Raw genomic sequence first — 18,481 nt, 5'->3', positions numbered from 1 at the left:
TCCGCGCACCCCGGCCGGGCCGCTCGGCGGAGACGGACGGGAATCGAACCCGCCTGCCCGAGTTGCTCGGACACCTCGGTTTTGAAGACCGGGAAGGCCACCAGGCACCTTTACGTCTCCCCGGCCGGACGCGCGCCCGCGCGGCCCGGCCGGGCACCCATCGAACCCCCGCGGCGGGCGGACGGCAACGCGCCGCGCCGCGCCCACCTCCCCTCGTCCACCCCCCCGGGCGACGGCCGGCGAAGGAAGGCACGCATGACGACGACAGCGGTCCGGCAGGGCGGTGTCCGGCTGACGCAGTACGCCCAGGGGGGCGGCTGCGCCTGCAAGATCCCGCCGGGCGAACTGGAGGAGGTCGTCGCCGGGCTGACCGGCGGCGCCCCTCGTACGGAGCTGGCCGGGGACCTGATCGTCGGCCTGGACAGCGGGGACGACGCCGCCGTGGTGCGGCTGCCGGGCGGGGCCGGCGGGCGGGCCGTCGTCGTCACCGCCGACTTCTTCACCCCGGTGGTCGACGACCCCTACGACTGGGGCCGGATCGCCGCGGCCAACGCGCTGTCCGACGTCTACGCCATGGGCGGCTCCCCGCTGGTCGCCACCAACCTGCTGGCGTGGCCCCGCGGGACGCTGCCCCTGGACCTGGCCCGGGAGGTGCTGCGCGGCGGCCTGGACGTCGCCGGCGAGGCGGGCTGCCACGTGGCGGGCGGCCACAGCGTGGACGACCCGGAGCCCAAGTACGGCATGGCGGTCACCGGGGTCGCCGACCCCGAGCGCCTGCTGCGCAACGACGCCGGCCGGGCCGGGGTGCCGCTGTCGCTGACCAAGCCGCTGGGCCTCGGCGTCCTCAACAACCGGCACAAGGCCACGGGCGAGGTCTTCGCCGAGGCGGTGGAGACCATGGTGGCGCTCAACCGCGACGCCGCGGCGGCCGCCCTGGCCGCGGGGGCGGTCTGCGCGACGGACGTCACCGGGTTCGGCCTGCTGGGGCACCTGTACAAGCTGGCGCGCGCCTCGGGGGTGACCGCCGTGGTCGACGCCGCGGCGGTGCCCCTCCTCGACGGCGCCCGTGAGGCCGTGCGGGACGGGTACGTCAGCGGCGGCACCCGCCGCAACCTCGGCTGGGTCGCCCCGCACACCGACTTCGGCCGTACGGACGAGCCGGCCCGGCTGCTGCTCGCGGACGCCCAGACGTCCGGCGGTCTGCTGGTGGCCGGGGAGGTGCCCGGGGCGCCGGTGGTCGGCGAGCTCGTCCCCGAGGGGGAGCACCGGCTGGTCGTGCGCTGATCCGACGGTCCGCCGGCTGGTCGTACGCCGGCTCGTCGGTCCGGTGGTCCGACAGTCCGGTGGTGCGACGAGACCCGCAGGTCAGCGGGCACCTTTCCGAGGGCGTCCCTTCGGGTGAACCCGGCCCGGGACATCCTCGGGAGCGCCCCGGCGGCCGGGACGGGGCCCTTAGCGTTGCCCGCGGTCCTCAGCGAGGCCCTCCCCGACCCCTTAGGCAGGCAGCCCATGCTCTCCACCGCCCCCGCGACCACCGTCCCGTCCCCCGGCGGCCCGCCGGGGGACCTCGACGAGATCCTGAGCCGGGTGATCGGGTCCACCGTCGCCCCCGCGGCCGCCGCGGTGGACCGCGACGGCGCCTTCCCTGCCGAGGGGGTGGCGGCGCTGGGCCGCGCGGGTCTGCTGGGGCTGCTCAGCTCCCCCGAGGCCGGGGGCCGGGGGGCGTCACTGGCCACCGCCGCGCACGTGATCGAGCGGCTGGCCGGGACCTGTTCGTCCACGGCCATGGTGGTGCTCATGCACTACGCCGCGACGGCCGTGGTCGAGGCGCACGGCGGCGAGGAGGTACGGCGGGCCGTCGCCCAGGGGCGGCACCTGACCACGCTGGCCTTCTCCGAGGCCGGGTCCCGCAGCCACTTCTGGGCGCCGCTGGGGACCGCCTCGGCGGAGGGCGGCGAGCTGGTGCGCCTCGACGCCGAGAAGAGCTGGGTGACCGCCGCCGGGCACGCCGACAGCTACGTGTGGTCCAGCCGCCCCCTGGCCGCCGAGGGCCCCATGACGCTGTGGCTGGTCCCGGGGGACGCGCCCGGTCTGACGGTCAGGGGCGCCTTCGACGGCTTCGGACTGCGCGGCAACGCCTCGAGCCCGGTCACCGCCGAGGCCGTCACCGTGCCCCGCGCGGCGATGCTCGGCGCCGACGCGCAGGGCATGGACATCGCTCTGGCCACCGCGCTCCCCCACTTCCTGGTGCTGAACTCCGCCTTCTGCCTGGGCCTGTGCGAGGCGCTCCTGGAGCAGGCGGGCGCCCATCTGTCCCGTGCCCGGCTCGGGCACCTGGACCAGACCCTCGCGGACCAGGCGCAGGTGCGCGACGCCTACGCCCGGCTGCGTACGCGTGCCGACTCCGCGCGGACGTTCCTGGCCGACACGCTCGCCGCGCTGCAGACCGGCCGGGAGGACGCGATGCTGCGCGTCCTGCAGGTCAAGGCGGTCGCGGCCGAGACTGCGGCCGAGGTCGCGGACGGGGTCATGCGGCTGTGCGGCGGTGCGGCCTTCCGCCGCGGCCTGGGCGTCGAGCGCCGCTTCCGGGACGCCCTCGCGGCCCGCGTCATGGCGCCCACCACCCAGGCCCTGTACGACTTCACCGGCCGCGCCAGCCTGGGCCTGCCGCTCTTCGGGGGGACCGCATGACACTGCTGATGGGTGCCGTCGCCTACGACCCCAAGGTGGTGACCGTCTGGACGGGCTTCCGCTCCTGGCTGACCCGGCGGGGCCTGCCCTTCGACTTCGTCCTGTACTCCCACTACGAGCGGCAGGCGCAGGACCTGGTCGAGGGGCGTGTCCACGCGGCCTGGAACTCCCCGCTCGCCTGGATCCGCTGCCGGCGCCTGGCGGCGGACCGCAGCGCGCACCTGCGGCCCCTGGTCATGCGGGACACCGACCGCGGTCTGCGCTCGGTGGTCGCGGTGCGCGCCGACGCCCCGTACGTCAACCTGCACGACCTGAAGGGCGGCACGGTGGCCGTCGGCGCCGTCGACTCGCCGCAGGCCACCCTCCTCCCCCTGTCGCTGCTGCGCGCCGAGGGGCTGGTGCCCGGGGAGGACGTGCGGGTGCGCCGCCACGACGTCGGGGTCGGCCTGCACGGCGACCACGTCGGCGGCGAACGCGACGCGGCCCGCGCGCTGCTGGCGGGCGAGGCGGCGGCCGCCTGCCTGCTGGACGCCAGCCACCTGCTGTTCGGCCGGGAGGGCACGCTGCCGGCCGGCAGCACCCGGATCCTGGCCGCGACCGCCCCGTACGACCACTGCGTGATGGCCGTCAACGACGCGGCGCCCGCGTCGCTGACCGACCGCTTCGGCGACCTGCTGCTCGGCATGGACCCCGCCGACCCCGAGGTCAGAGGGCTGTTCGACCTGGAGGGCCTGAACGCCTGGCTGCCGGGGCGCACCAAGGGCTTCACGGCCCTGGAGGCGGCGGTCGAGGAGACGGGCTTCTACGACGCGGCGGGCCGTGTGACGGCCGAGGACTACCGGCCGTGAGCGGGGGCCCCGACCGGGACGGCCCGCACGGCCTGCGGACCGTCTGCGACCTGGCGGACCTCCCCTTCGACCAGGGCGGGCACCTGCTGGTGCGGCGGGCGCTGACCGGGCTGGGGCCCGGGCGGGAACTCGCGGTGACCGGCCGGGACCCGGCCCTGACGGTCCATCTGGCCGCGTGGTGCCGCGGCCAGGGGCACCAGGTGCGCCCCGTGGACGGCCCGGACGGCTGCGGGGCCCCGGGCCGGGCACCGGGCGGTCCCGTCCGGGCGGTGGTGCGCCGCGGCCCCGACGGCCTCGACCGCTGGGCGCGCGCGGCGCGGGCCGGGGGTCCCTCGCCGGACGGGATCGTCGCGTCGCCCGACCCCGGCTGGGGGCTGGCCGCCCGGGGCGCCCTGGTCGAGGAGGGGGCGCCGGCCCCGGGCTTCGACCTGGCCGAGCGGGACCTGGTGTGGGCCGACCTCGCCCCCCGGCTGTACGCCCACGCGGCCGCGGCCCAGTGGGACCCCGCCACCGCGGTGCCCTGGGACGCGCCCTTCGACCTGCCACCCGCGATCGAGGAGGCGGTGGTGCAGGTCATGACGTACCTGGTGGAGAACGAACAGGCGGCCCTGGTCGTGCCGGCGCGGCTGCTGACCCGGGTCCACCCGCACTTCCGGGAGGTCGTCCAGCTCCTGGCGGTGCAGGCCGCGGACGAGGCCCGGCACGTGGAGGTGTTCACCCGGCGGGCCCTGCTGCGGCGGCCGGCGATGGGCACCTCGTCCGCCGGCGGGCGCGCCTCCCTCGCGAGCCTGCTCACCGAACCGGACTTCGCGCTCGCCTCGTTCCTGCTCTCCGTCCTGGGCGAGGGCAGCTTCCTGAACCTGCTGGCGTTCCTGGACCACCACGCGCCCGACCCGGTGACCCGCGCGGTGGCCCGCCTCGCCCACCAGGACGAGGCCCGCCACGTCGCCTTCGGGGTGGCGCACCTGGAGCACCGGGCGTCCGCGGACCCGGGGCTGCGCGGCCGGCTGCGGGGCGCGGTCGAGCGCCGTCACGACGTGCTGCGGGACACCGCCGGGCTCAACCAGGACGTCCTGGACGCGCTCGTCGTCCTGGCCGCCGGGAGCTGGGAGCCCGCCGCCGTCGGCCGGGGGCACCGCCGCGTCCAGCGGCTCCTCGCGGACATGGACCAGGGGCGGCAGCGCCGCCTCGTCCGGCTGGGGTTCCCCGCCGACGAGGCGGCCGAGCTCTCCGCCCTGCACACCCGCAACTTCATGTGAGGGGCGGGGGTCCCGGCGGACGGCGCCGGAGCCCCCGGGTCACGTCCCGTCGGGCCGGGCGGGCCCGGGGTGCCCGTCCTGCGCGGCCTTCCTCCGCTCCAGGCGCTCCCGCTGCGGCACCACGACGTAGGCGGGGTCCCTCGTGGACGCCACGCCCGCCTCGAAGACGCCGAAGCGCTGCAGGGCGCTGCCCGCGAGCAGGGCCAGGCCGGCCGCGGCGGCGACCGGCCGGCTGCGGCGCGCGAGGGTCACCGCGGCCACCGCGCCGCCCAGCGTGAGGTACTCCGACGCCCTGCGCAGCCGGTGGGCCCGCCCGGTGGTGTACGCCCCGGCCTCCAGGGTGGGCCGCCGGTCGATCGCCCGGGCCGTGAGGATCTCCGCCGCCGCCCCGGCCGCGGCGAGCCGGCGCGCCGGGGCGGCCTCGGCCACCGGCGCCACCAGCATGCCGAGGCCGCCGCCGCTGGCCGCCGCGGAGCCGGTGAACAGCAGCGGCAGGTGGCGGTGGGCGTCGTGCCAGGCGGGCACGGCGGTCTGGGAGAGCAGCACCGCCGTGTAGGAGGCGACCGCGGGGGCGAGGGCGGCCGAGGCGAGTCCGGCCGGGCGGGCGGCCAGGCGCAGCAGCCGCCCCGGCAGGGTGGCGCGCACCCGGGCGGGCAGCACGTCGGCCGCGGCCGCCAGGACGTTGCCGGGCCCGTAGGCCACCAGGATCCAGGTGCCGACGGACATCGGGGAGCTCGGCTTGGCGACCCGCAGCATGTGGTGGAAGCGCTCGGGCCGCCCCAGGTCCGCGACCAGCAGGTACATGCTGGCCATCAGGGCGGCGGAGCTGCCCGTGCGGCTCCACCGGCGCAGGACGGGGCGCCCGGTCAGGTCGGCGCCGGCCGCGAGCAGGGCGGCGCCGGCCGACAGGCCGCCGGTGAACAGGTACGCGGCGATCTTCCAGTTCCACACCGGCGGCTTCAGCACGGGCCGGCCGTAGTAGGAGCGGAACTCCGCGCGCGGCACGACGGGCCGCTCGCGTCCGCCGTCGTCGCCGCCCCGGCCCGAGGCGAACACGCGCGCCGTGAAGTCGGTCGCGCCCGCGTCGCTGCGCGGCTCCCGCAGGGTCCCGTCGTCCTGGCTCATCGCTTCCCTCCGCCCACGAACACGGCGGCGGCCGCGGCCAGCAGCGCCGAGGCGGCCACGCCCGCGTACTTCCACATCCGAGGCAGGTCGCGGGTGGGCACGACCGGGTCGGGCGGCAGTCCGTAGACCTCCGGTTCGTCCAGGAGGAGGAAGAAGGCGCCGTCGCCGCCCACGCCGTCCTCGGGGTCGCGGCCGTAGAGCCGGGCCTCGGCCACGCCCGCCCCGTGCAGCTGCTCCAGGCGCCGGTCGGCGCGCTCGCGCAGTTCGTCCAGCGGGCCGAACTGGATGGAGTCCGTGGGGCACGCCTTGGCGCAGGCCGGTTCCAGGCCGCCGCGCAGCCGGTCGTAGCACAGGGTGCACTTCCAGGCCCGGCCGTCGTCGGGCCGCCGGTCGATCACCCCGTACGGGCAGCCGGACACGCAGTAGCCGCAGCCGTTGCAGATGTCCTGCTGCACCACCACGGTGGAGAACTCGGTGCGGAACAGCGCCCCGGTGGGGCACACGTCGAGGCAGCCGGCGTGCGTGCAGTGCTTGCACACGTCGGAGGACATCAGCCAGCGGAAGTCGGTACGGCCCTCCGCTCCGGTGCTCGCGCCGGGCAGCTCGAAGGAGGGGAAGCCCACGTCGACCGGTCCGGTGCCCAGCTGGGCGCCGCCCCGTTCGGCGTGCCGCATCCCCTCGGCCACCACGTCCTGCTGGACGCCGGTGACGGAGGGGCCGGTGGGCAGGGCGGCCAGGCCCGGGTCCTGGCGGCCCAGCGGGCGCTCCTGCTCGACGAAGGCGACGTGCCGCCAGGAGGAGGCGCCCAGCATGCCGGTGTTGTCGTACGACATGCCCAGCAGGTCGAGGCCGTCCTCGGGCACGTCGTTCCACGTCTTGCAGGCCACCTCGCAGGCCTTGCAGCCGATGCAGACGGAGGTGTCGGTGAAGAAGCCCACCCGGGGCGGGTGGCCGACGTGGCCGGCGTCGGCGGCGGGGTCCTCCAGCGGCCCGTGGAGGCTGTGCTCGTTCGTCATGGGGACTCCTCCGGTGGGCCCGGTTCCATGTGGGGCGGCCCGGGGTCGTCGCCGGCCGTCGCGATGCGGGTGCCGGTGCGCGGTGTGATGCCGGCGCGCTCGCGGTACTCCCGGACGTACTCCAGGAGGGCCGGGCCGCGCGGCCGGCGTCCGGGCCTCACGTCGCAGGTCAGCACCTTGCTCTCCTGGATGAGGACGTTGGGGTCGGCGACCACGCCGATCAGGTCGTTGACCACGTCGCCGCTGACGAGGCCGGTGTGCCCCCAGTGGTAGGGCATCCAGACCTGGTGGACCGTGCGGCCGTCGACGCGCAGCGGCGCCATCCGGTCGGTGACGAGCACCCGGGCGTCCACCGCGGACCTGCTGGTGATCACGTGGGCCCAGTCCAGGTGGACCAGGCCGCGCTCGGCCGCCAGCTCCGGCGACACCTCCACGGTCAGCTCCGGCTGGAGCTCCGAGAGGTACGGCAGCTGCCGGCTCATGCCGCCCGCGGTGTGGTGCTCGGTGAGCCGCGAGGCGGTGAACACGTAGGGGAAGACCTCGCCGTGCGCCTCGGGCGGGGAGGGGTTGGACGGGTTGTCGGCGCGCCCGTACACCTTGCGCACCGGGCTGCCCTGCTGGCCGTACAGGAGGTTGCGCGCGGGCGACTCGTGCGGCTCGTAGTGGGTGGGCAGCGGGCCGTCCAGCAGGCCGGACGGGGCGAACAGCCACGCCTTGCCGTCGCTCATCATGATGAACGCGTCGTCGCCGCGCAGCCCTTCGGGTCCCGACGCCCCCTCGGGGGGCCGGTAGGAGGGCGGCTTGTCCTTCTCGAAGTCCGGGATGTCGTGCCCGGTCCACTCGCCCTTGTCCTCGTCCCACCAGACCAGGGCCTTGCGCTCGCTCCAGGGCCGCCCCTCGGGGTCGGCCGAGGCGCGGTTGTAGAGCACACGCCGGTTCAGCGGCCAGGTCCAGCCCCACTCGGCGTCGTACGGTCCCTGCTCGAAGCGGGGCTTGCGGCGCCGGGCCTGGTTGACCTCGTCGGCGTAGACGCCGCTGTAGATCCAGCAGCCGCAGGCGGTGCTGCCGTCGGCCTTGAGCTCGGTGTAGCCGTCGACGGCGCGGCCGGTGGTCAGGTCGACGCCGTTGATGCGGCGCAGCACGTCGGCGGCGTCCGGTTCGTCGCCCTCCACCCGGTAGTCCCAGGCGAGGTCGAGCAGCGGGCGGTCGCGTTCGTCGGTGGAACCGGCCAGTCGCTCCTTCAGCTTGCGGCCGAGGTGGTAGAAGAACCACAGCTCCGAGCGGGCGTCGCCGGGCGGCTCGACGGCCTGGTCGCGCCACTGGAGCATGCGCTGGGTCTGGGTGAAGGTGCCGGACTTCTCCACGTGCGAGGCGGCGGGGAAGAAGAACACCTCCGTGCGGCAGCGCTCGGTGACGATCTCCCCGGTCTCGATCTCGGGCGCGTCCTTCCAGAACGTGGCGCTCTCGATCATGGTGAGGTCGCGGACGACCACCCAGTCGAGGTTGGCCATGCCCAGCCGCTGGAGGCGGCCGTGGGCCGAGCCGACCGCGGGGTTCTGGCCGAGGACGAAGTAGCCGAAGACCTTGTCGCCCTCGACCATGTCCATCACGGTGCGGTAGGTGCCGTGGTCGCCGTTGATGCGCGGCATGTGGTCGAAGCAGTAGTCGTTCTCCGCGGTCGCCGCCTCGCCCCAGTACTCCTTGAGCAGCGAGACGGTGTAGGCGTCGGCGTGCCCCCAGAAGCCCTTCTCGTGGCGGGGCGCGACGGACTCCAGGTAGGCGGCCAGGCCGTCGTGGGTGACGTCCGGCATGGGCAGGTAGCCGGGCAGCAGGTTGTACAGGGTGGGGATGTCGGTGGAGCCCTGGATGCTGGCGTGCCCGCGCAGCGCGTAGATGCCGCCGCCGGGACGGCCGATGTTGCCCAGCAGCAGCTGGACGATGGCCCCGGCCCGGATGTACTGGGCGCCCACGGAGTGCTGGGTCCAGCCGACGCTGTAGACCAGCGCGGTGGTGCGCTCGCGGCCGGAGTTGGCCGTCCAGGCGCGGCACACCTCCAGGAACGCCTCCTGCGGCACGCCGCAGATCCGCTCCACCATCTCGGGTGTGTAGCGCGAGAAGTGCCGCTTGAGCACCTGGAACACACAGCGCGGGTGCTCCAGGTCGGGGTCGCACGCGATCTCGCCGGCGCCGCCCGCGACGGCCGGGCCGCTCGCGCCGTGCTTGAAGGGCGCGGAGTGCTCCTTCTCCCGGTCGCCCGGCCGTCCCTCCTCCTGCTGCACGCTCTCGTAGGCCCAGCTGGAGGAGTCGTACGAGGCGGTGTGCGGGTCGTAGCCGCTGAACAGCCCGTCCAGGTCCTCGGTGTCCCGGAAGTCCTCGCTCAGCAGGAACGAGGCGTTGGTGTACGCCCGCACGTACTCACGGAAGTCCAGGTCGTGGGAGAGGATGTGGTGGATCACGCCGCCGAGGAAGGCGATGTCGGTGCCCGCCCGCAGCGTCACGTGCTGGTCGGCCAGCGCGCTGGTGCGGGTGAAGCGCGGGTCGATGTGGATGACCCGGGCACCGCGCGCCTTGGCCTCCATCACCCACTGGAACCCGACCGGATGGGCCTCGGCCATGTTCGAGCCCATGATGACGATGCACTCGGCGTTGACCAGGTCCTGCTGGTAGTCGGTGGCGCCGCCGCGCCCGAACGAGGCTCCCAGACCGGGAACCGTGGCGGAGTGTCAAATACGGGCCTGGTTCTCGACCTGCAACGCGCCCAGGGCCGTGAACAATTTCTTGATCAGATAATTCTCTTCGTTGTCCAGCGTGGCCCCGCCGAGGCTGGCGATCCCCATGGTGCGCCGGAGCTTCCTGCCCGACTCGTCGGTGTCCTGCCAGCCTTTGCGCCGCGCGTCCAGCACCCGGTCGACGACCATGTCCACGGCCGTGTCGAGGTCCAGGTCCTGCCACTCGGTGGCGTAGGGCGGCCGGTAGCGCACCTTGTGCTCGCGCTGCGGGCCGGTGACGAGCTGCTTGCTGGCCGATCCCTTCGGGCACAGCCGGCCGCGTGAGATCGGGCTGTCCGGGTTGCCCTCGATCTGGACGACCTTCTCGTCCTTGACGTAGACGCGCTGGGCGCAGCCCACCGCGCAGAAGGGGCAGACCGAGTCCGCGACCCGGTCGGCGGTGTCCGTCCGGGGAGTCAGGGCCGCCGAGCGCGCGGACTGGGCCGCCTTGCCCCGTCCGAGGGGGTCCGTCCCGGTCAGCTGCCGGTACACCGGCCATGCGTCGAGCCAGCGCTTCACGCCCATCCACCTGCTCCTTCGTGGGGCGGCGTCCACTGTTTGGGACTGTACGCGCCGGCCCGCGGTCCGCAAGTCGGGACGTCCGCCGCGGAGGGCGGGACGGGGAGACGACGGGACGGAGAGGCGGAGAGACAGTGGGGCGGGAAGACGGTGGGGCGGGAAGACGGTGGGGCGGGGACACGCGCGGGCGCGTCACGCTTTCCGGTGAAGCGGCCGCGGCGGGGCGAGGCCGCCGGACGGGCCCGTACAGCGGCACGGCTCCGTCGGGGAGGCTCTCGCGACGGACCGTTCTTCTCCGCCGTTCGAGCGGTCCGGCCGAACGGATCGAGCCACGGGGGCCGGAACGCGCAGGACGGGGACCGACGATCGGTGCGCAACACACCCGGTGTATGACGAAGCCCTCTATCACGCCTCTGCGTTCACACGGAAACTTCTTCGCGAAATTCATTCTTGAGTGGGCCGGACACTTTCTTCGCTCCCCGTATTCGGCACGATGACTAGCATGAAATCCATGGCCGAAACGGGGGACCGACCTCCTTTAAGCGACCCCTTGTACGGGGTGCGGAGGCCTTTTCACCTGTCTTTTCCCCCTGCTCCCCCGGACCGAGGAATCGCGGAATGCCAGTGCCTGCCCACCCCAGTCAGCACCGGTCCGTGAAGGGACCGCGCTCCGCGTCGGCCGCGCTCCTGACGCTGGCGCCGGTCACCGCCGCGGCCGTGGGCGTGACGGCCGCGGCGGCGCCCGCGCCGGCCCGCGCCTGGGCGCTGACGACGGCGCTCGTCGCCTGGGTGTGCCTCGCCGCCGCCCTCGGCACCGCCTGGCTCCTGGTCCGGCGCGCGCGGCACTCCGCAGCCGCGCGCGGCGGCGAACTCCTGGCGGTCAGGCAGCGGTTGGCCCGGCAGGGAGGCGAGGCGGCCCACCTGGTGAACGTCACGCTGCCGGCCGCCGCCAAGCGGCTGCGGGACGGGGCGGACGCGGACGAGGTCCTGGAGGGCACCGCCGCGCCGGCCGACCCCCAGCTGCGCCAGGTGCTGCACGCGTTCGTCACCGCCGTCGACGAGGCGGAGCGGCGGGCCGCGCGGTGCGAGGGCGAACTGCGGGACGTGCGCCGCGAACTGGCGCGGGCAGGCGACGAACTCGACCGGCTCGTCGAGAAGACGCTGCCCGCCGCGGTGGCCGCGCTGCGCGAGGGGAGTTCGGCGGACACCGTCCTCGCCGGGTTCGACTGGCCGCACACCCCCCTCCTGCGCCTGCCCGCCGAATCGTTCGTCCGCGAACTGGCCCACAGCGAGCGCCGCTCCGCCGCCGCGCAGGCCGCCTCGGCCAAGGCCCTGGGCCGGGTGCAGGCGAAGACCGTGGGCATGCTCGCCGACCTGCGGGAGATGCAGGACCGGCACGGCGAGGAGGTCTTCGGCGACCTGCTGCGCCTGGACCACAGCACCTCGCAGCTCGGCCTCATGACCGACCGCCTGGCCCTGCTCATGGGCGGCCGCTCCAGCCGCGCCTGGAACAAGCCGATCGTGATGGAGAGCGTCCTGCGCGGCGCCGTCGGCCGCATCGCCGCCTACCGGCGGGTGCGCCTGCACTGCTCCAGCCGGGCCGCCATCGCCGGGTTCGCCGCCGAGGGCGTGATGCACCTGCTGGCGGAACTCATGGACAACGCCGCGAACTTCTCGCCGCCGATCGACGAGGTCCACGTGTACGCGGAGGAGCGCAGCGCCGGCATCGTCGTCACCATCGAGGACAGCGGTCTGAAGATGGCCGACGCGGCCATGCGGCGGGCCGAGGAGGCGGTGGCCGGCCGGGTCACCGACCTGGCCTCGCTGCAGGGCACCCGGCTCGGCCTCGCGGTCGTCGGACGCCTCGCCCTCAAGTACGGCGTCAGCGTCAACTACCGGCCCTCCTCGCACGGCGGCACCGGCGTCGTGGTGCTGCTGCCCCAGCAGCTGGTCGCCCAGCAGCGCGACGCGGCTCCCTACCAGCGCACGCACGGGCCCGCCGCGGCGCCTCCCGCGCCGGTCCCCGCCGCCGAGGAGGCCGCGGTGCCGTCTCCCGAGGAGGCCGCGGTACCGTCCCCCGAGCCGGCGGCACGGCCGGACGGGCCGGTCCGGGCCGGCCTGCCCGAGCGGGCCGAGCGCACGGCGCCGCGCCGTCCCGCCGGCGCCACGCTCAACGGCCTGCCGGTCCGCGCGCCCGGCCGCACCATGGCCGACGCCGAGCGCGAGCAGCAGCGCCGGGCGAGGTCCGAGGCGGCCGGGGCGGACCACGACCGGCGCACCGGCACGGACCCGGCGCGCACCGCCGGATCCCGGTTCGGCGCCTTCCACCGCGGCCGGCTGGCCGGGAGCACCGGCGGCACGGCCGCGGACGGCACATCCGGCACCGGCACGTCCGGCACCGGCACGGGCGGCGGCACGTCCGGCGCCGGTGCGGAGGGGACCGGGGCCGGCGGCCGGCCCCTCTGACCGCCCTCCCCCGCCGGGCCCGGCCCGGTCCGGCCCCAGGCACCGACACCCAAGCCCCCACCGATTCGCTGGATTGGAGGACGGGGCCGGGTGACCGACGACCGGTCACGTCCGGCCCACCCACCATGCAGACCACCGACAACAGCCTCACCTGGCTCCTGCAGAACCTGCTGGAGCGCACCCCGGGCACACGTCACGCCCTGGTCCTCTCCCGGGACGGCCTGAAGCTGTGCTGGACGGAGCACCTCACGCTCGACCGGGCGGACCAGCTGGCGGCCATCTGTTCCGGCATCCAGGCCCTCGCCCAGGGCGCGTCCATGGAGTTCGGCGACGGAACCGGCGGCGTACGGCACTCCATGACCGAGTTCCACGGCGGCCTGCTGTTCATCGTGGAGGCCGGCCAGGGCGCGCACCTCGCGGTCCTCGCCGACGAGAACGCCGACCCCGGCGTCGTGGGCCACCAGATGACCGAGCTGGTCGAGCAGATCGGCGACCACCTGAGGGCCGCGCCCCGCACCCCCGCCGCCCGGAGCGCCTCGTCATGATCCGCAAGCCCGTGGACACCGGCGCCCCCGACCGGCTCTACACGGTCACCGGCGGCCGCAGCCACGCCGACGACACGTTCGACCTGGTCACCCTGGTGGTCAGCGAGTGCGAGCCCGCCGCCGGGACGCAGTCGGAGCACGTCCGGATCCTGGAGATCTGCCGGCACCCCACGGCCCTGGTCGAGATCTCCGCGGAGCTGAGGCTGCCGATCACGGTCGTCCGCATCCTCCTCGGCGACCTGCACGCCACGGGACGGATCACCGTCCGCCACCCCCGCGCGGCCGGGTCCGTCGCCGCCCTCCCCGATACCGCCCTGCTCCAGGAGGTGCTCCATGGGCTCCGCAACCTCTGAGCTGCCCGCGCGGCGCACGCCGCTGGCCGACGCCGCCGAGACCGGTCTGAAGATCGTCGTCGTGGGCGGCTTCGGGGTCGGCAAGACGACCATGGTCCGCTCCGTCAGCGAGATCCGGCCGCTGAACACCGAGGAGGTGATGACGCAGGCCGGCGTCGGCATCGACGAGACGACCGGTGTGCAGGAGAAGACCACGACCACCGTGGCCTTCGACTTCGGCCGCATCAGCCTCACCGAGCGCATGGTGCTCTACCTGTTCGGCGCCCCCGGCCAGGAGCGCTTCTGGTTCCTGTGGGACCGGCTGTTCTCCGGGACGCTGGGCGCGGTCGTCCTCGTCGACACCCGCCGCATGGACGACTCCTGGTACGCCATAGACCGCCTTGAGCACCACGGGACGCCGTTCGTGGTGGCCGTCAACCGGTTCGACGGCGGGGGCCGGCACTCGCTCGACGAGATCCGGCAGGCCCTCGCGCTGCCCGAGCACGTACCGATGATCGACTGCGACGCCCGGGTGAGGTCCTCGGTCAAGCACGTACTGATCACCCTCGTGGACCACCTCTACGACATGGCCCTGGCACAGGAGAGGACACCATGAGCGACACCGGATCGCCTTCCGCCCCCGCGGCCCCTTCGCCCGGCTGCCCCGCGCACGCGGGCGCGGTGCGCCTGGCCGGCCTGGAGTACCGGCAGACGCCCGCCCGGCTCTACCGCGACCTGCGCCGGGAGCACGGCGCGGTGGCGCCGGTGCTGCTCGACGGCGACATCCCCGCCTGGCTCGTCCTCGGCTACTCCGAGCTGTGCTACGTGACCGGCCACGACGAGCTGTTCGCGCGGGACTCCCGGCGCTGGAACCAGTGGCCGGCCATCGGGCCCGACTGGCCCCTGCTGCCGTACGTCGGCCACCAGCCGTCGGTGCTGTTCGCCGAGGGGGACGAGCACCGGCGCCGGTCCGGGGTGATCACGCAGGCGCTGGACGGCGTGGACCAGTTCGAGCTGGCCCGCGAGTGCCGGCGGATCGCCGGGCAGCTCATCACCTCCTTCGCGGGAAGCGGCCGGGCCGAGCTGATGGGCGCCTACGCGCACGTCCTCCCGGCCCGCGCCGTGCTGTGGATGTGCGGCATGCCGCAGGGCGGCCCCGACACCCGGCGGCTCGTGGACGACCTGCGGATCTCGCTCGACGCGGCCGAGGGGGACGACCCGGTGGCGGCGTACGCGCGGGTCGGCGAGCGCATCCGGCAGCTGGTGAAGGAGAAGCGGGAGCGGCCGGGTGCGGACGTCACCTCGCGGATGGTCCTGCACCCGGCCGGGCTCGACGACGAGGAGATCGTGCAGGACCTGATCTCCGTGATCGCGGCCGCCCAGCAGCCCACCGCCAACTGGATCTGCAACACCCTGCGGCTGCTCCTCACCGACGAGCGCTTCGCGGTCGACGTCTCCGGCGGCCGGCTCAGCGTCGGCGAGGCGCTGAACGAGGTTCTGTGGCTGGACACGCCGACGCAGAACTTCATCGGCCGCTGGGCGGTGCGCGACACCCAGCTCGGCGGTCGGCTGATCCGCGCCGGCGACTGCGTGGTCCTCGGTCTCGCGGCGGCCAACACCGACCCGCAGATCTGGCCCGAGGCGCACGTCGGCGCCGAGAACTCCGCGCACCTGTCGTTCAGCAACGGCGAGCACCGCTGTCCCTACCCGGCGCCGCTGCTCGCCGACGTGATGGCGCGCACCGCGGTGGAGACGCTCCTCGAACGGTTGCCCGACCTCGTCCTCGCGGTGGAGCCGGAGGAGCTGACCTGGCGTCCGTCGGTCTGGATGCGCGGTCTGACGTCGCTTCCCGTGCTGTTCACACCCGTGGTGCAGTAGTCCGCCGGCCGGAGCCCGGTACGCGGAGTCCCGACGCGTACGGTCCCGGTGCGCGGAGTCCCGGCGCTCGGGGTCCCGGTCCGGCGGACGGTGCGAGGACGTGCGGGGTGCGGGTGGCGCGGGTCAGGCGGCGACCGGGGTGAAGCGCACCGGCAGCGACTGCGGGCCGCGGGTGAACACGCCCTGCTCGACCGGGTCGAAGCCGTCGGCGAGGCGCATGTCCGGCATCGCGTCCAGGAGCTGGTTCAGCCCCGTCTCGACCTCCGCCCTGGCCAGCAGCGCGCCGACGCAGAAGTGCCGGCCGAGCGCGAAGGCGAGGTGGTCGGCGGCGGCGGAGAACGCGGACGTCGTGCTGAGATCCTCGCGGAAGATGTCGAAGCGGTCCGGGTCGCGGTAGCGGTCCTCGTCCCGGTTGGCGGCGCCGATCAGGCACGTCACCGTGGCGCCCGCCGGAATGGTGCCGCCGGAGACCGTCACGTCGGTGGCCGCCTGACGCATGATCATGTGCACCGGAGGGGTGTACCGGAGGGTCTCGGCGAAGGCCGCGGATATCAGGCTCCGGTCCTCCCGCACGGCCGCCAGCTGGTCCGGGTGGAGCAGCAGGTTGGCGAGGATGCCGGCGATCGCCTTGTCGGTCGTCTCCCCGCCTGCCGCGAGCAGCAGGCTGCAGAACGCCTTGATGTCCTCGTCGCTCATCCGCACGCCGTCCACCTCGGCGGCGCACAGCGTGGAGAGCAGGTCGTCGCCGAGGTGCTCCCGCCGTTCGCGGATGATCGGGAGCATGTACTCGGCGAATTCAACGCGGGTGCGTTCGCCGGCCGCGGTCACCTCCGGGTCGCCGGAGAGGTTGCCGAGGAAGGCGATGACCGCCGTGTACCAGCCGTGGAAGCGGTCGTGGTCGGCCTTGTCCAGGCCCAGCATGTCGGCGATGACGTCGACCGGGAAGCGGGTCGCGTAGTCGGTGACGATGTCGGCGGAGCCGGAGTGCCGGAAGGCGTCGATGAGTTCGCGCGAGTTGCGCTCGATGACCGGCATGAACTTCTCCCGCAGGTCGCCGCCCCGGAACGCGGGCGCGACCAGCGCGCGCCGCACCGCGTGCTCACGGCCGCTCATCTGCAGGATCGTCCTGCCGTGCACGGGTTCGAGCTGCCAGTCGTAGTTGTCGGTCGTGAACTCGGACTGCCTGTCCTTGAAGATGCGCTCGACGTCCTCGTAGCGGGAGACGAGGTAACTGCGGGTCGCCTCGTGCCAGATGAGGGGCTCCTTCTCCCGCATCGCGCGGTAGGCGGGGTAGGGGTCCGCGGCGAACTCGGCCGAGAGGATGTCGGGTATCTCCTGGAGTGCGGACATCGAGCCAGCTCCTTGTGTACGTGGGGTACGTCCTGTCGGCGCGGTCACCCTCAGCGTCGCGGACGGACGCGGTACGTCACAAGGGGGCGGTGGGGCGGCGGTGCCACCGGGCGCCCGTGGGGCCGGTGGCACCGGTTCGCTCCCCGGAGCCCTCGGTCGCCGTCCGAGGGCTCCTTCACGGGGCCGCGTCAGTGGACGGGCGGCTTCCGGACATCGGTGACGACGAAGCCGCTGCGCGGGCGCGCGGGGATGCGGTGCAGCGGGATGGAGAGGTCCTGCTCCGGGACGTCGTACTCCAGGCGCGCCAGGTGGGTGGCGAGGGCTTCCAGCAGTCCGATGGTGAGGCCCTCCCCCGGGCACCGGTGCTGCGAGCGCGCCTCGGCGCCGCCCTGCGGGATCAGCTCGTCGGGCCGGACCGGCCGCTCCAGGAACCGGGACGGGCGGAAGGCGTACGGGTCGCCCCACAGCTTCTCGTCGTGGTGCTGCCCGAAGACGTCGAGGAGCACCAGTCCGCCCTCGGGCACGGAGGCGCCGTGCCAGCTCAGGTCACGGACGGCCCGGCCGCCCAGGAAGGGGGCGAAGGGGTAGAAGCGGCGGACCTCGTGCGCGAACGCGGCGACGTAGGCGCTGTCGTCGGCCTGGAGCCGCTCGCGCGTCTCCGGCCACCGGTGCAGCGCGTGCGCGGTGAACGCGACGAACCAGCTGACGGCGACGGTGGGGCGGATGACGTTGAGCAGTTCGACCGCGGCCGTCTTCGGGTCCAGCGGGCCGTCCGGCTCGTCGCGGTGGCGGGCCACCAGATCCAGCACGGAGCCCTCGGGGACGGTCACCTCGCCGGAGCGCACCCGCTCCACCAGCCGGGCGAACCGGTCCTCCTGACGTCCGCGCGCCCGCCGGGCGCGCCAGTGGCGCGGGCCGAGCGTCGCGAAGCCGTCGACCATCGCGATCAGGTCGCGGGCCAGCGGCTCCGCCTCCTCGTCGGTCAGCGGCACCCCGGCCCACCGGCAGACGCCGCGGGTGAGCACCACGCTCGCCGCGTCGAACAGCACGACCCGGCCGAGCCGGCTCCAGAAGTCCACCGCCTCGTCCCACTCGTCGGTGACGTGCTCGACCAGACCGGCGATCCGGCCGACGTCCAGCAGGGGCAGGAACAGCTCCTTGCGCGCGCGGTGCGCGTGCCCGTCCAGGGTGTGGACCGCCTCACGGCCGAACAGTGTGCCCAGCACGGGCTCGGGGATCGCACCGTGGCGGCGCACGTTCTTCTCGTCGTAGAAGAACGACACCGCCTCGGGGCCGCGCACGGCGAGGGCGGGCCGGCCGAGCACACGGGTGCGCACCACCTGGTCCGGGCTCTCGCGCATCCGGTTGGGCAGCCAGGCGTACCCCTCCGTCAGGGCCTCCAGGGAACGGTCGATCAGGGGGCGGGTTCGTACGTCCATGACGGCCGGGTTCCCCGGCTCGCCCCACACACGCACCGGTCCCCCCTCCGCACCGCCCTTCGCGGCACGCACCGCCGCCCACCACTGTCACGGCGTGCACCGCCGCCCGCCGTCGTCGCGGCGCGCACCGCCGCCCGTCGCCGTCCTCCGCACCGCGCGCCGCTGCCGCGGGGGCCGGGCGGCGGCCGGGAACCGGTGTGAGCGTGCCCCCGGGGGTACTCGGCAGCCGCCGGGCGCCGTCCGGC

The 18,481-nt window shown here is 74.7% G+C and carries 14 protein-coding genes and 1 tRNA gene; 9 read left to right on the top strand and 6 right to left on the bottom strand.

Features of this window, described 5'->3' with window-relative positions:
• Window positions 1-27: 27 nt before the first annotated feature.
• Window positions 28-120, bottom strand: a tRNA-Sec gene (locus tag IE271_RS21760).
• A 135-nt stretch (window positions 121-255) separates the two neighbouring features.
• Between IE271_RS21760 and selD the strand changes: the two genes are divergently transcribed.
• From selD to IE271_RS21740, 4 genes are all read left to right on the top strand, one after another.
• Window positions 256-1,284: a selenide, water dikinase SelD gene (gene selD, locus IE271_RS21755; RefSeq protein ID WP_190192052.1), complete on the top strand. Its 1,029-nt coding sequence runs from the start codon at window positions 256-258 to the stop codon at window positions 1,282-1,284.
• 225 nt (window positions 1,285-1,509) lie between these two features.
• Window positions 1,510-2,691, top strand: coding sequence for an acyl-CoA dehydrogenase family protein (locus tag IE271_RS21750; RefSeq protein ID WP_190192051.1), 1,182 nt, complete (start codon window positions 1,510-1,512; stop codon window positions 2,689-2,691).
• Window positions 2,688-3,539 (top strand): phosphate/phosphite/phosphonate ABC transporter substrate-binding protein, encoded by an 852-nt coding sequence (locus IE271_RS21745; RefSeq protein WP_190192050.1) that lies wholly within the window; start codon window positions 2,688-2,690, stop codon window positions 3,537-3,539. Before IE271_RS21750 ends, IE271_RS21745 begins: the two co-directional genes overlap by 4 nt.
• Window positions 3,536-4,798, top strand: coding sequence for a ferritin-like domain-containing protein (locus tag IE271_RS21740; RefSeq protein WP_229919475.1), 1,263 nt, complete (start codon window positions 3,536-3,538; stop codon window positions 4,796-4,798). Before IE271_RS21745 ends, IE271_RS21740 begins: the two co-directional genes overlap by 4 nt.
• A 39-nt stretch (window positions 4,799-4,837) precedes the next feature.
• Here the strand turns inward: IE271_RS21740 and nrfD are convergent, their stop codons facing one another.
• Genes nrfD through fdh form a run of 3 tightly spaced genes read right to left on the bottom strand, consistent with a single transcriptional unit; the run spans window position 4,838 to window position 10,232 of the window.
• Window positions 4,838-5,923, bottom strand: coding sequence for an NrfD/PsrC family molybdoenzyme membrane anchor subunit (gene nrfD / locus IE271_RS21735; RefSeq protein ID WP_190192049.1), 1,086 nt, complete (start codon window positions 5,921-5,923; stop codon window positions 4,838-4,840).
• The gene (locus IE271_RS21730; protein ID WP_190192048.1) at window positions 5,920-6,939 is read right to left on the bottom strand and encodes a 4Fe-4S dicluster domain-containing protein; all 1,020 of its coding nucleotides are present in this window, start codon (window positions 6,937-6,939) and stop codon (window positions 5,920-5,922) included. Before IE271_RS21730 ends, nrfD begins: the two co-directional genes overlap by 4 nt.
• The gene (gene fdh / locus IE271_RS21725; RefSeq protein ID WP_229919474.1) at window positions 6,936-10,232 is read right to left on the bottom strand and encodes a formate dehydrogenase; all 3,297 of its coding nucleotides are present in this window, start codon (window positions 10,230-10,232) and stop codon (window positions 6,936-6,938) included. Before fdh ends, IE271_RS21730 begins: the two co-directional genes overlap by 4 nt.
• A gap of 612 nt (window positions 10,233-10,844) precedes the next feature.
• On the opposite strand from fdh, the gene IE271_RS21715 reads away from it, so the two are divergent.
• The 5 genes from IE271_RS21715 (at window position 10,845) to IE271_RS21695 (ending at window position 15,447) form a co-directional block, all read left to right on the top strand.
• Complete coding sequence (locus IE271_RS21715; protein ID WP_190192046.1) at window positions 10,845-12,692, top strand: sensor histidine kinase; 1,848 nt, start codon at window positions 10,845-10,847, stop codon at window positions 12,690-12,692.
• Between the two features lie 125 nt (window positions 12,693-12,817).
• The gene (locus IE271_RS21710; protein ID WP_190192045.1) at window positions 12,818-13,237 is read left to right on the top strand and encodes a roadblock/LC7 domain-containing protein; all 420 of its coding nucleotides are present in this window, start codon (window positions 12,818-12,820) and stop codon (window positions 13,235-13,237) included.
• Window positions 13,234-13,590: a DUF742 domain-containing protein gene (locus tag IE271_RS21705; RefSeq protein WP_190192044.1), complete on the top strand. Its 357-nt coding sequence runs from the start codon at window positions 13,234-13,236 to the stop codon at window positions 13,588-13,590. The genes IE271_RS21710 and IE271_RS21705 overlap by 4 nt, the downstream gene beginning before the upstream one ends.
• Entirely contained in the window at window positions 13,571-14,185 is a 615-nt protein-coding gene (locus IE271_RS21700) for a GTP-binding protein (protein WP_190192043.1), read from the top strand. Before IE271_RS21705 ends, IE271_RS21700 begins: the two co-directional genes overlap by 20 nt.
• Window positions 14,182-15,447, top strand: a complete 1,266-nt coding sequence (locus tag IE271_RS21695; RefSeq protein ID WP_190192042.1) for a cytochrome P450 — start codon at window positions 14,182-14,184, stop codon at window positions 15,445-15,447. Before IE271_RS21700 ends, IE271_RS21695 begins: the two co-directional genes overlap by 4 nt.
• A gap of 123 nt (window positions 15,448-15,570) precedes the next feature.
• Here IE271_RS21695 and IE271_RS21690 read toward each other — a convergent pair whose 3' ends face one another.
• Both IE271_RS21690 and IE271_RS21685 read right to left on the bottom strand, forming a co-directional pair.
• Window positions 15,571-16,797, bottom strand: coding sequence for a cytochrome P450 (locus IE271_RS21690; protein WP_190192041.1), 1,227 nt, complete (start codon window positions 16,795-16,797; stop codon window positions 15,571-15,573).
• 188 nt (window positions 16,798-16,985) lie between these two features.
• A complete protein-coding gene (locus IE271_RS21685) occupies window positions 16,986-18,236 on the bottom strand; it encodes a cytochrome P450 (RefSeq protein WP_190192040.1) in 1,251 nt (416 codons plus the stop codon).
• Between the last annotated feature and the right edge of the window lie 245 nt (window positions 18,237-18,481).

It is taken from the genome of Streptomyces minutiscleroticus (assembly GCF_014650875.1).
Taxonomy (GTDB): domain Bacteria; phylum Actinomycetota; class Actinomycetes; order Streptomycetales; family Streptomycetaceae; genus Streptomyces; species Streptomyces minutiscleroticus.
This window is presented reverse-complemented; position numbering and strand designations above follow the sequence as displayed.